Source organism: Shewanella sp. FeAMO (assembly GCF_053653955.1).
The window spans coordinates 346,317-358,499 of record NZ_CM132201.1 but is presented as its reverse complement, the minus strand read 5'-3'; the positions used below and the strand labels follow the sequence as shown (position 1 = coordinate 358,499).

The window sequence follows — 12,183 nt, the reverse complement described above, 5'->3', positions numbered from 1 at the left end:
ATGTCGTTAAGGGGGCCAGATGACTGCATTCAGCGACATTTTTACCCAAGCTTACTGGTGGCTGTCGCTGCTTGGAGGCCTGCATTGCCTGGCGTTGTCCATCTACGCCCGCTTTGTCTATCAGGACAGCCATAGCCAACGTCGACTGCTCGCCGGCATCTTTGCCTTGATGGCACTCTATTTCTTTACCGGCCTGTTCAATAGTGACAATACCCCGGCGCCTATCCATTTGCTGTTTCTGTTATTACTGCCGCTGTACTTCCTGTTGATGCCGGCACTGTATCAATACCTGAAGCAACAACTCAGGCCGACTGTAGATGCAAGGTTGCCGCTCAAGCATCTGTTGCCGTCCATACTTGCCATGTTCCTGGTGGTGTTGCTGTGGCTATTCAATCCCAGCCTGGTCACTGGTGTGGCTCTACTGGGCTACCAGCCCAGCCTGAGTTGGGGTTCCCTGCTGTTGCCACTGTTGCTGTTACTGCAAACTACCCTGTACCTGGTATTGGTGCTGCAGCTGATGAAGCGCCACTTTCATGCATCGGCTCAGCAGGACAACAGGTTGCAACAGCTGCGCAGTAACTGGCTGCTGGTATTGACCCTGGCACTGATACTGAACTGGTTGGTTCGTAACATTGCCGTACTCTTGACTCTGTTTCTCGGCGATCAGTTTTCGGCTGTGGCGCAGGCAATCCCGAGACTGGCACTGCTGCTGACCCTCTATCTGCTGGCCATCTACGGCCTCAATCAGCTCACCCGCGCCGCCTATCTGCGTGGACGCGAATCCCGTGCTCAAGCCACCTCTGTACCCAAACAGCCTCTCGATAAGGAAGAGCTGGATTTTCTCAATGAGATACTGCACGAAAAAAAAGATAAGTAACATCGCCCAGGCTGTGACCTTTACGTTAATCTAATGCGGCTTTTAATAACAAAAACAAAGGAACAGAGATGGGATTGCCTAACAGCTACAGCCTGCTGGCCCTGTGCCTTATCGGTATGGGAACCCAGGTATTGGCCGCAGAGCGGCAGCATAAAATAACCAACCAGGACTTTTTCGAGATAGCCAACATGGGCCAGGTAGTGCTCAGCCCGGATGCCAAAATGGCCGCCTGGCTGGAATCGCGCTGGGACAAAAATCTGGATAAGGCCCAGAAAGACATCTGGCTGGTCGACAGCAAGAGCCGCCAGAGCAAACGACTGACCTTCAGCAACGAGAGTGAAAGCGCTATCAGCTGGAGCCCGGATGGCCAATATATCTACTTTCTCAGCAGCCGCGGCAATGCCGAGCAGCCGGCGCCCTTCAACGCCAAACCGCAAATTTATCGTCTCTCTATCCAAGGTGGTGAAGCTGTTCCCGTTACCCAAGAGACCGGTGGCGTCAAGAGTTACCAGTTGAGTGACGATGGCAGCCAGCTCTATTTCCTGACCCATAAGACCCTGACAGACAAAGATCCCTGGGCCGGTATGCGCGCCGCTCACCAAGGCCCTGGGTATGCTCACGGCAGTCGCAATACCAATCCCCTGTACCGCCTGGATCTGAACCATTTTCGCAAGCAGTTGCTGCTGGATGATGACAAAGTGGTTTGGGAGTTCAGCGTCAGCCATGATGGCAATAAACTGGCGCGGATCACCACAGAAGACAACGAGTTGGTCAATCTGGAAGGTTGGTCCAAGGTAGAAGTCTTCGATATCAAAAACGCCGGCAGCCTGGTTCTGGCCGACAAGCGTTGGCGTGAACAGGCGCCCTCCCCTTACGGCTGGCTGCTGGGGCTGAGTTGGGCCGAGGATAACCGCCGTCTCGCCTTCAGAATCGATTTCGACGGCCATCCAGGCAGGCTGTTTATCAGTGATACCAGTAAACCCGAACAGGCACCTTTGAGTGTTAAACGCCAGGGTGATATGACACTCAGCGGCGGCGACATCCATTGGCGTCCGGGCAGCGAAGAGATCTGCTATCGCGGCGCCGATCATGCACTGGTACGCCTCTACTGCACTGAAATCAATGACCTGGAACAGGGTGACACCCGGACTCTGCTGCAGGATGATACCGTCATCGGCAGTTACAGTTTCAGTCACAACGGCAAGCAACTGGCGTTCAGCCATAACGGCCTGGATCACTTCTACGATCTGTTCATCGCCAACGCCGAGAAGCGCAAAGCACCGGCCAAACGCCTGACCAATATCAATCCGCAAACCGATTCCTGGTTGCTGCCACAACTGAGCATAGTCAAGTGGCAAGCCGCCGATGGCACTCAGGTTGAAGGCATACTGGAATTACCACCCGGCTACCGCAAAGCCGATGGCCCCCTGCCACTTGTTGTGCAAATTCACGGAGGCCCCACTGCCGCTACCCCGTTTGCACTGCAACACAGATCCTATGGCCGTGCCACTTTCGCCGCCAACGGCTGGGCCTTGTTGTCGCCCAACTACCGCGGTTCTACCGGTTATGGCGACAAGTTCCTCACTGATCTGGTGGGCCATGAACACGAGATTGAGGTAAACGACATCATGGCCGGTGTGGACAAGCTGATTGCCGAGGGCCTGGTCGATGCCGACAAGCTGGCCGTCATGGGCTGGAGCAACGGCGGCTATCTGACCAATGCACTTATCGCCAGTAGCGACAGATTCAAGGCCGCCAGTTCAGGGGCCGGGGTATTCGATCAGCGCCTGCAATGGATGCTGGAAGACACGCCCGGACATGTGGTCAACTTTATGCAGGGCTTGCCATGGGAAAAACCCGAGGCTTATACCCATGGCTCGTCGCTGACGCATGCAGACAGAATAAAGACCCCGACACTTATCCATATCGGAGAGAAAGACGCCAGGGTACCTTTAGGGCACGCCCAGGGGCTATATCGCGCCCTCAAGCATTACCTGAATGTGCCGGTGGAACTGATTACTTACCCGGGTGAAGGCCATGGTTTGAGCCGCTACAAGCACAAACAAGCCAAGATGGATTGGGATCAGGCCTGGTTTGAACATTATGTTCTCGGCAAACCCTTTCCTTAGCAGTGCTGTATAGGAGATGGGTTAACTGAACTCTGGCTGACATTCACTCCAAAAAGCGCCGTTATCGGCGCTTTTTTAGTCTCCCCCTCTGTATTTTTGCTGCCGGACAAGTAAGCTCAAGAGTACCTACAGGTACCCAGTCTCTCATTGACGGGGAGCTTAAGACTCTCAATTTGGAGGTTCATCATGAAAGCCATTTCAAGTGCCTTGTTTGCCTTATTAGCCCTGGCGAGCAGCCTGCTGCTGATCCCGACGGCCAGTGCCAATGACAGCTACAGCAGTGCCATAGCTACCTTCAAACAAGCCAGTGAAACCCATAAATTCTTCGACTCTGCCTATGGTTACGCCATATTCCCCACTGTCGGCAAGGGAGGTCTGGGCATAGGGGCGGCCTATGGTAAAGGACGTGTCTATCGCGGCGGCGTTTATACCGGTGAGTCGAGCATGACTCAAGTTTCCATCGGTTTTCAAATCGGTGGTCAGGCCTACAGTGAGATTATTTTCTTTAAGGATGAACAGGCCTACCGCGACTTTACCAGCGGCAGCTTTGAATTCGGCGCCCAGGCTTCCGCCGTAGCCATCAACGCCGGTGCCAACGCTCAGGCCGGTACTACAGGCAACTCGGCCGGAGCCGGCCAATCCGGCGGCAGTCAGGCTGCCAAGGCCTCCTATATCAACGGCATGGCGGTGTTTACCGCTGCCAAGGGTGGCCTCATGGTTGAAGCCGCACTTGCCGGACAATCATTTACCTTCGAAGCGCAATAAGCCCATGGGTGAGGTGATCCTGAGTCGCCTCACCCATTTGCCAGTATTATCAATGTCCCCATGGCGCCGGAGGTGGCGTTACTTCATTGCTTAAGTTGAACTGCAACAGAAAATCGCGCTTCTCCCGGGTCAGGCGATAACTGAAATTCTGCTGATCCAGCCCCAGATGCCAAACATTGGTTACCGACTGGGCCAGACCATGCTGTTTGAAATTGGCAATTGAAAATTCATCGACCGGGAATGACTGCCAGGACTCGGTTCCCGGACTGCGACTGTCACCGCCATACTGGGTTACGGCATCTTCGCTGCCATCCTGATGACGATGATCATGCTTGAGCCTGAGGCCATCGGCCGTCTTGCTGATCACCCAGGTGCGGGATCTGTCCTCTCCCACATGCAGCGGAATACGGATCTCGGTTGTTGAGCATTGGCGCACATGCATCACCAGCGGCTGGCCCGTAAAACCATCGCCGCTGCTGCCCCCCTTGATCAACTCACCACTGTAGGCCTTGCCACACAAACCGGATAAGTGGTTAAAAAACTGCTCGGCAGCAGTCAACTCCTGCCCCTGAACCGTCGTTGCCAGCAGCAAGGATGCCATCAGTCCCAATCGTTTCATTATTCTTGTTCCTTCTCCATTAAATGAACGACTATAACGGCGCAGTTTGAAACCAAACTGAATCCTGAAGAATCCCCTGATGATTTACAAATAAATCATCAAATTAGGGTGGAAGCGCATCTTGTTGCATGATCAAATGGTTTCGCCAAAAACTACACTTGGACAACAAGATGCGCGAAGCCAATATCCTACAACATTCTTTACACCAATACTGCCCAGAACTTCACCTAAAACGATTAAACAGCTTGATGCTGGCCTCTAAGGCACTGATTGAATGTAAGACACTGACCTTGACTGAGTTAGGTCGAAATTTACAAACCACGGCCCGAACCAAGCACAACATCAAGCGCATTGATCGTTTGCTCGGCAACACGCATCTGCATCAAGAACGGTTAGCTGTCTACCAATGGCATGCCAGCCTCATCTGTTCTGGTAACCCTATGCCGATTGTGCTCGTCGATTGGTCAGACATCCGAGAGCATAAACGCATCATGGCTCTGCGCGCCTCAATAGCCTTCAATGGCCGCTCTATTACCCTGTATGAGAAGTCCTATCCCCTATCAGAACAATGCTCTAAGGCCTCCCACAACGGTTTTTTAGCGGACTTAGCCAAGATTTTACCTTTGCATGTTACCCCTCTCATCGTGACTGACGCGGGGTTCAAAGTGCCTTGGTACAAAGAGGTTGAGGCGCATGGTTGGTTTTGGCTAAGCCGTATTCGCGGTACAGTTCAATTTGCAGATATTGGCGCTGAAAATTGGCGTGCAGTTCGCAGTACACATGACTTGGCCAACGGTCAAGCGAAGAGCCTGGGTTGTAAGACCTTGACCAAAACTAACCCTATCAATTGCCATCTCACGCTTTATCGTAGCAAACCTAAGGGGCGTACAAATCAGCGTTCAACGAGGACTAATTGCCACCATCCATCGGCAAAAACGTACTCAACATCGGCGAAAGAGCCTTGGGTGTTAGCCAGCAATTTACCACCAGAATCTCGGAGCCCAAAGCAGCTGGTAAACCTGTACGCCAAACGTATGCAAATAGAGGAAACCTTTCGTGACCTCAAAAGCCCGGCATACGGCTTTGGCTTACGCCAAAGTCGTACCAACAGTCCAGAGCGATTCGACATAATCCTACTGATAGCGTTGATGGTTCAATGCCTGTTGTGGCTAGTTGGTTTACACGCACAGCAACAGGGCTGGGATAAGCATTTTCAGGCCAATACCATTGGGCATCGAACGGTACTCTCAACGATTCGCTTGGGATTGGAGGTACTCAGGCGGCCTGATTATCAAATCACGGAGAAAGAATTGCTGGCGGCCTGGGTATTATTCGCCAATCAGTTGCTCAAATATGGCTATGCTATGGCTGATTTATGAGGGGATCCTTCAGAACTGAATCCCTATAACAAGTTTTTGTCATGCGCAAGTAGCAAAGTCACAAGTGAGTATCTCGAAAATACTTTCACTGTATTACTTGAGTAAATTCACACCCTGAGAATAAAAATAACCCTATGTTAATTTCGTCTGCGGAAATAAGGTTTTTTCGCTTAGCTAAAAATAGGAAGCAATTCATGTTTCAAATAATTAACTATTTCTCAATGTGATCTTAATCTTGGCAATAGGCCAACAATGAATTCATAGTAATGTCTCAGCAGTGTGGGGAGCGATTACATGAAAATTGACAGCCTTAATTACAACCAATTAAAAGTTTTACTCGCTGTATATAAACATGGTCAAGGAAGCTTGGCCGCAGCCGAATTAGGTATATCCAGTTGTGCCGTCACCCGTACACTAAATGCGCTACGTGATGTTTTTATGGACTCTTTATTTGTCCGTAAATCAAATGGATTAATTCCTACACAAAAGACCGAAGAGTTAATCCCACACGCCAAATTATTGGTAGAACAATATCAACTGCTTGAGAGGCAACATTCTGTCTTTTCCCCCAGCCAATCCGGCGGTCATTTTGTTATCAGAGCCTATGATGAGTTTGTCTATGCGGTTCATAAAGTCATAGATAACTATATTCTTCCCGAAGCCCCCAACTTGCGTTTCGACATCCGTACACTCAGCCATGACTGCAGCAATGAGCTCATTGGTGGCGGCGTCGATTTCGTGGTGGTCTACGAAGGCTTCGATGACACCCGGCTCAACTATGAAATCTTCTCTGAGACAGGTGATATCTACATTCTGGCCAGAAAAGATCATCCAATTCTGTCCGAATCCATGTCATTGGAGCAGCTATCCCACTATCCCTTGCTGGAAATCGACAACTACAACGACCTGACCTGCCCTTTGCTGGTCAATCTGTGTCGGGACAACGGCCTGCAGATGGATGTCGCCGGTTATACAGACAGTGTTGCCACCGCGATGCAGATCCTTGCCGAGTCGGACAATATAACCCTCAGCTGCAATCAATTTACCCGCAAGTTTGTCGACATGTTGCCGGCGGTCAGTTATCGAAGATTATCTGACAACATGATTGAAAATATAAAAGAAATCCGTAGCGAACATCGTACCGTCGGCAATTACATTCTTTATGGAAATATTAATAATTCCCCGGCATTCAACTGGGTGAAATCAAAACTCGTTTATGGACTGGAACGGGAATGGCGTTTGGCTGCGGCCACATAGAGATAAATCACAAGTGAAACAAGAGGTATCCAATGGAGTTCACACTATTTTGCATTACGGCCTATGCCGCTTATCTGGTTTATAAGAAACCAGAAAAAGAAAAACTGGCAGATAAACTTCTTTTCGGTTGTATCGGAATGAGTTTCTTTATTTGGATCATGATGTCCTGGGGCATTTTACTTCCAGTCGGAAATTACTAAAGAGTCGTTATGAAAGAGCATATATTCAACAAGTTGGCATCCTTCGCCGCTATTGTCATCATGGCCTTACCCGTAGGTATTGCCTGTTTCTTTTTCGGATTTATTCTCCTGGATAACCCTTGTGCATTTTGCTGGCAAGAACGTACGGCAATGATTCTGGTGGCGCTGACCGCTCTGTATATTGTGCGCTTTGGCCTCAAGCCGAAATATATTGCCGCGCTGGTTTGGCTGGGTATTTATGGTGCCTTTATGGCATTCGTGCATACTTCCATCAACCTCGGCAGCGACATAGGCCAGGGCTTCTCATTGAAGATCATGGGCGCCCATACCTACACCTGGGCACTGCTGGTCTTCATCGTGGTCCTTGTGGTTGTTGCTCTGCTGATACTGACCCTGGGCAATAAATTTCCCGGCAATGCCTATGGCAAACAGCCGCTGGACACCCTGCCAAAATTGGCCTGCGGCGTATTCCTGGTAGTGATTGCCGGCAACATAGTACAGGCCTTTACCCAAACCGGCCCGATTCCCTTCGTCGGCCAGGACAGTCCAGGCCGCGTATCCTTCAATCCCAAGTTCATGAGCTGGGAACTGGACCACTGGCCAACCTATGCCCCGGATGCCCGCGGCGCCTATGCCATCAGCAACCCTGATATGGAAAGTTGGAACAAGACGGCTGCACTGTTTACCTCGGCTCCAGAAGCCAGACTACTGAGTCAAACGGCATTGCCGGAAGCGATTTCCGGCCGGGTAACCGCCATCGACTACCAGCCTGAAAGCCAGCTCTACGCCCTGACCACTTCAGACAACTGGGTCTACATACTCGACCGTCAGTTCAAGCTGCTCACTCAGGCGCAAATCGACGGCATGTATATGCTGCACATTGAAACCTTGAGCGGCGTCAGCTTTACCTCGGCCAACAGCCTGTTGGTGATGGGGTTCAACAAGGCCTGGGCCGAACTGGTAGTGGATCCTGAGCAAAATTGGGAAATGAACTATCGCCGCTTCAATCAGAGCAACGACGGCATAGGCGAAACGGCCCGTGGTCAGTTCAGCACTGTCAGAGCCAAGACCAGTTATAGCCTGGCACTGGGTTACAGCAAAGCGCTGGATCAATACGTCACTGTCACCACCCGCAACGAACTCAGCGATGCCTTGGTGGTATCCCGTTTCGACAAGGGTGACATGACACTGTCTGCCGAAGCCAATCTCAAGGGGCTTGAAGGCAAGGCGCTGCCACAACTGACGGGTATCAGCGTCGATGGCGAGCAAGCCTGGCTGCTCAACAATGACGCGAGTGAAGCCGTGCAACTCAACCTGCTCACAGGTGAAGTTCACTCAGGTGTGAAACTGCCTGGCACAAACAACCCACAGGGCTTGCTGGTTCGCGATGGTCAACTGCTGACTGTCAGCCTGGTGAATGGCCGTAACCAACTGCAAACCTTTGTAATGTAACGCACCTTAGCTCCGGGGGGGGATCCCCCGGGGTAACGCCGGGAAACCGGCACTATAAAGGCCCTTGGGCCAACAATCATAACGGACCCAGGGTCCAAATTATGGTGAGTGATGACTATGAAAATCAACAGACGCACATTTCTACAGGGGGCCAGCGCCACAGCCGTGCTTTCCTCACTGTCAGGGTTGACTCCCGGTGTTGCCAATGCCAAAGAGGCGGGAGCCAATTCAGGGTTGCTGGCCAAGCGTAACGGCAAAGTCGTGTACCACAGCTGCCTGCGTAACTGCGCCGCCCGCTGTCTGCTCAAGTTCCGGGTTCAGGACGGCAGAATGACTTATGTCACCGGCGCCGAGGAACAGGCCAAGACTGGCAAGGCACCCTGCCTCAAGGGGCAAAGTTATGTTCAGTACACCTATGCCGCCGACCGTATCCTGCATCCCATGGAACGGGTGGGCAAGAAGGGTGAAGGCAAGTGGCGCCGGATCACCTGGGATCAAGCCTACAGCAAGATCGCCAGCCGCTTTAAGCAGATCATCAATGAGCACGGTTCGGAAGCAATTCTGCCCTACAGCTATTCGGGTAACTATGGTGCTATCGGCATGTCGGCCTCCGGCGAGCGTTTCTGGAACCGTATCGGTTCCTCCATTCTGGAACGTAAGGTATGTACCTACGCCGCCTATGACGGCCTCAAGTCACTCTACGGCACCTTCCTCGGCCCGGATCCTGAAGATGTGCTGCTCAGTGACGTCTATCTGACCTGGGGACACGATGAAGTCGTTTCCAACACCATAGCTATCAAGCTCATCAACCAGGCCAGGGATCGCGGCACCAAGCTGCTGGCGGTCAACCCACAGCGCACACCTTTGTGCTCTCAGGCTGACATCTACCTGCAACCTCGCCCCAGCACAGACGTACAACTGTGTGCCGGTATCATGAAGTATCTTGTAGAAAAAGATCTGGTTAATCATAAGTTTATCGCCGAACAGACCATAGGCTACGATGAGTTGCTCAAGCGCCTCGATGAAATCAGCTACGACGAAATCGAAGTCATTACCGGGGTACCCAGAGCCAAGATGTTTGAATTTGCCCAGGTACTGGGTGAAAACGAAAAAACCATGCTGCGTATGGGTTATGGCTTCCAGCGCAACTTCAACGGTGCCCGTATGTCTCGCGCCGTCGCCATGCTGCTGGCGGTCACAGGCAATTTCGGTAAGCGCGGTAACGGCCTTATCTATGACAACGTTCATGCGGGTGGTGGCTTGAATCAGTACCAGGCCAGCGGCAAATATATGCGCCCGAATCCGGATGCCCAGCGGATCAATATGACAGAGCTGGCCAAGGCGCTGCATCCAACCAATCCCACCAGCCACGACAAGCCCAGCAAGCCGATCCACGGGATGATCATCTACAACGGTAACCCTGTGGTTGTGGCACCCGATACCAATGCGGTGCTCGAGGGGATGAAGCGCGAAGACCTGTTTGTTGTCGGCCACGACATGGTAATGACAGACTCTCTGCAGTACTGCGACATCATAGTCCCGGCTGCCAGCCAGTTTGAAACCGATGATATTGTCGGTGACTACCACGGCTACTATGTACAGGTGTGCCAGAAGGTGATTGAACCTCTGGGTGAAGCCAAGTGTAACTGGACCTTCTTCCGCGAGCTGGGCCAGGTAATGGGCTTTGAAGACCCCGCCTTTCAGGCAAGCAATGACGATGTGATCCGCGAGCTGCTGGATACCGACTCCGAGTACTATAAAGGAGTAACCTATGACCGGCTGATGAAGGAGAAATACATCAAGCTGGACATTCCTCAGCCCGTATTGGCCGACGGTAAATATGAAACCCCAAGCGGCAAGATTGAATTCAGTTCTCAGTTGATGGCCGATGCCGGTTTCCATCCGGTACTGGATTGGGGCCTGCCAGAGGATGAGATGGAACCCAGAGAGCGAGAGCTGCCATTCCGCTTGCTATCTTCCGGGGTACCACAGCGGGTTAACAGCTCCTTCTACAATGTGAAATATATCCGCGCTATTCCAGCCTACTACGTCAAGATCAATCCCAAAGATGCCCAACAATACGGCATTGCCAACAACGACACAGTCAAACTCAGCAACCACAGAGGTGAAGCCAAATTTGTGGCCATGGTCACCACAGGTGTGCCAGAGGGCTCGCTGATGACTCCCAAGTGTAACTGGCTCAGGCTCAATCCCAACGGCACCGAAGGCTGCACCAACTCGTTGACCACAGACAAATTGACCGATATGGGCGGCTGCTCGGCCTATCACTCAACCCGCGTGGCACTGGCCAAAGCCTGAAGGAGATCCTCATGGAAAACAAACATCAACTCGGATTCGTCTTCAGACAGGAAAACTGTGTCGGCTGCCAGGCCTGCACCATAGCCTGCCAGATCCACAATGAGCTGCCGGAAGACGTGCGCTTTCGCAAGGTAGACCGCTACGAAGTCAAACGTGACGACGGCATGGTGGACGTGTGGCTCAGTCATTCCTGCATGCATTGCGGCAACCCGGCTTGTCTCATGGTGTGCCCGGCTCAGGCCTATACAGTGCGTGACGATGGTTTGGTAGTACTCAACCGCGAGAAATGTACCGGTTGCGGCCTGTGTGTCAGTGCCTGCCCTTATGATGCGGTAGTCATGCTGAAAACCGATGGCAAAGCCGCCAAGTGCAACATGTGTATTGAGCTTATCGATCAGGGTCTCAAGCCCGCCTGTGTCGACGGTTGTCCGGTCAAGTGTCTGGATACCGACAGAGTACAGCAGGTGTTGGCCCAGAAACCTTCAGCCAGTAAACAAGGCGTAGGTTACGGCGACTGCATCACCAAGCCTAATATGGTCATCATCAAGGAGCGGCCATGACAGATCTCGACCTCGGTCCGGTCGCCAGCGGCTATCAGGCCTTGAAGGGAATGCTGTTTGCCCCCTCAAGCCCTGAATCGCTCAAGCGGCTTATCGATTGGCTGGAACAGGAGCAGCGCTATCCAGAGTTGCTCCAACAAGCCAAACATTGGCAATCAGAGCCTCTGGAACTTGAGTGTGACTTCAACCGTATGTGTATCGGCCCCACCAAGTTGCTGGTGCCTCCCTATGAGTCTGTCTACCGCGATGTCGGCCGGCAGATCCATACGGATCGCACTCTGGAAGTCGCCGACTTCTACCAGCAGCTGGGACTGGTGACAGATACAGGTTTCAACGAACCGGCTGACTATATAGGCAATGAGCTGGAGTTTCTGTTTTGTGCCGAGGCCCTGCGCCATCAGCAGCAAAACGAAGACCCGGCCGCAGCCGATGAGCTGGAGCAGTTGGCGCAAGTCTTCCTCGAGCAACATCTTGGCACCTGGTATCAAGCGTTTGCCCAGGGGATCAGCCAACATTCACGGCTGGATTTCTGGCGTTGCTATGCCCAGGTGCTGGAAGACTTCCTCACTTCCAGACTGAAGAATTCCGGGGTCGAGACTCCGACTGCAAAGCATCATTAAGATGTT

The 12,183-nt window shown here is 52.2% G+C and carries 11 protein-coding genes; 10 read left to right on the top strand and 1 reads right to left on the bottom strand.

What is annotated here, in order from left to right; translation table 11 throughout:
- Positions 1-19: 19 nt before the first annotated feature.
- From ACWAU4_RS01715 to ACWAU4_RS01705, 3 genes are all read left to right on the top strand, one after another.
- Entirely contained in the window at positions 20-877 is an 858-nt protein-coding gene (locus ACWAU4_RS01715) for a hypothetical protein (protein WP_454290427.1), read from the top strand.
- Positions 878-945: 68 nt separating this feature from the next.
- Positions 946-3,006: a S9 family peptidase gene (locus tag ACWAU4_RS01710; RefSeq protein WP_454290426.1), complete on the top strand. Its 2,061-nt coding sequence runs from the start codon at positions 946-948 to the stop codon at positions 3,004-3,006.
- 186 nt (positions 3,007-3,192) lie between these two features.
- A complete protein-coding gene (locus ACWAU4_RS01705; RefSeq protein WP_454290425.1) occupies positions 3,193-3,771 on the top strand; it encodes a lipid-binding SYLF domain-containing protein in 579 nt (192 codons plus the stop codon).
- Between the two features lie 49 nt (positions 3,772-3,820).
- Here ACWAU4_RS01705 and ACWAU4_RS01700 read toward each other — a convergent pair whose 3' ends face one another.
- On the bottom strand, positions 3,821-4,390 hold the full coding sequence (locus ACWAU4_RS01700; RefSeq protein ID WP_037475286.1) for a hypothetical protein: 570 nt from the start codon (positions 4,388-4,390) through the stop codon (positions 3,821-3,823).
- A 170-nt stretch (positions 4,391-4,560) separates the two neighbouring features.
- On the opposite strand from ACWAU4_RS01700, the gene ACWAU4_RS01695 reads away from it, so the two are divergent.
- The 7 genes from ACWAU4_RS01695 to ACWAU4_RS01665 all read left to right on the top strand — a co-directional run bounded on the left by ACWAU4_RS01695 (position 4,561) and on the right by ACWAU4_RS01665 (position 12,177).
- On the top strand, positions 4,561-5,769 hold the full coding sequence (locus ACWAU4_RS01695; RefSeq protein ID WP_454290424.1) for an IS4-like element IS10A family transposase: 1,209 nt from the start codon (positions 4,561-4,563) through the stop codon (positions 5,767-5,769).
- A 294-nt stretch (positions 5,770-6,063) separates the two neighbouring features.
- Positions 6,064-7,026 (top strand): LysR family transcriptional regulator, encoded by a 963-nt coding sequence (locus tag ACWAU4_RS01690; RefSeq protein ID WP_025011927.1) that lies wholly within the window; start codon positions 6,064-6,066, stop codon positions 7,024-7,026.
- A 32-nt stretch (positions 7,027-7,058) separates the two neighbouring features.
- Positions 7,059-7,226: a hypothetical protein gene (locus ACWAU4_RS01685; RefSeq protein ID WP_164489371.1), complete on the top strand. Its 168-nt coding sequence runs from the start codon at positions 7,059-7,061 to the stop codon at positions 7,224-7,226.
- Between the two features lie 9 nt (positions 7,227-7,235).
- Complete coding sequence (locus ACWAU4_RS01680; RefSeq protein WP_454290423.1) at positions 7,236-8,678, top strand: disulfide bond formation protein B; 1,443 nt, start codon at positions 7,236-7,238, stop codon at positions 8,676-8,678.
- A 117-nt stretch (positions 8,679-8,795) separates the two neighbouring features.
- The gene (locus ACWAU4_RS01675; RefSeq protein WP_454290422.1) at positions 8,796-10,997 is read left to right on the top strand and encodes a molybdopterin-dependent oxidoreductase; all 2,202 of its coding nucleotides are present in this window, start codon (positions 8,796-8,798) and stop codon (positions 10,995-10,997) included.
- 11 nt (positions 10,998-11,008) lie between these two features.
- The gene (locus tag ACWAU4_RS01670) at positions 11,009-11,557 is read left to right on the top strand and encodes a 4Fe-4S dicluster domain-containing protein (protein WP_025890007.1); all 549 of its coding nucleotides are present in this window, start codon (positions 11,009-11,011) and stop codon (positions 11,555-11,557) included.
- Positions 11,554-12,177, top strand: a complete 624-nt coding sequence (locus ACWAU4_RS01665) for a TorD/DmsD family molecular chaperone (RefSeq protein WP_045283601.1) — start codon at positions 11,554-11,556, stop codon at positions 12,175-12,177. Before ACWAU4_RS01670 ends, ACWAU4_RS01665 begins: the two co-directional genes overlap by 4 nt.
- The last annotated feature ends 6 nt before the right edge of the window (positions 12,178-12,183 follow it).

Excerpts from the sequence above, each read along its gene's own strand:
- ACWAU4_RS01715 (WP_454290427.1), top strand. The coding sequence starts at position 20 with ATGACTGCATTCAGCGACATTTTTACCCAAGCTTACTGGTGGCTGTCG.
- ACWAU4_RS01710 (WP_454290426.1), top strand. The coding sequence starts at position 946 with ATGGGATTGCCTAACAGCTACAGCCTGCTGGCCCTGTGCCTTATCGGT.
- ACWAU4_RS01705 (WP_454290425.1), top strand. The coding sequence starts at position 3,193 with ATGAAAGCCATTTCAAGTGCCTTGTTTGCCTTATTAGCCCTGGCGAGC.
- ACWAU4_RS01700 (WP_037475286.1), bottom strand. The coding sequence starts at position 4,390 with ATGAAACGATTGGGACTGATGGCATCCTTGCTGCTGGCAACGACGGTT.
- ACWAU4_RS01695 (WP_454290424.1), top strand. The coding sequence starts at position 4,561 with ATGCGCGAAGCCAATATCCTACAACATTCTTTACACCAATACTGCCCA.
- ACWAU4_RS01690 (WP_025011927.1), top strand. The coding sequence starts at position 6,064 with ATGAAAATTGACAGCCTTAATTACAACCAATTAAAAGTTTTACTCGCT.
- ACWAU4_RS01685 (WP_164489371.1), top strand. The coding sequence starts at position 7,059 with ATGGAGTTCACACTATTTTGCATTACGGCCTATGCCGCTTATCTGGTT.
- ACWAU4_RS01680 (WP_454290423.1), top strand. The coding sequence starts at position 7,236 with ATGAAAGAGCATATATTCAACAAGTTGGCATCCTTCGCCGCTATTGTC.
- ACWAU4_RS01675 (WP_454290422.1), top strand. The coding sequence starts at position 8,796 with ATGAAAATCAACAGACGCACATTTCTACAGGGGGCCAGCGCCACAGCC.
- ACWAU4_RS01670 (WP_025890007.1), top strand. The coding sequence starts at position 11,009 with ATGGAAAACAAACATCAACTCGGATTCGTCTTCAGACAGGAAAACTGT.
- ACWAU4_RS01665 (WP_045283601.1), top strand. The coding sequence starts at position 11,554 with ATGACAGATCTCGACCTCGGTCCGGTCGCCAGCGGCTATCAGGCCTTG.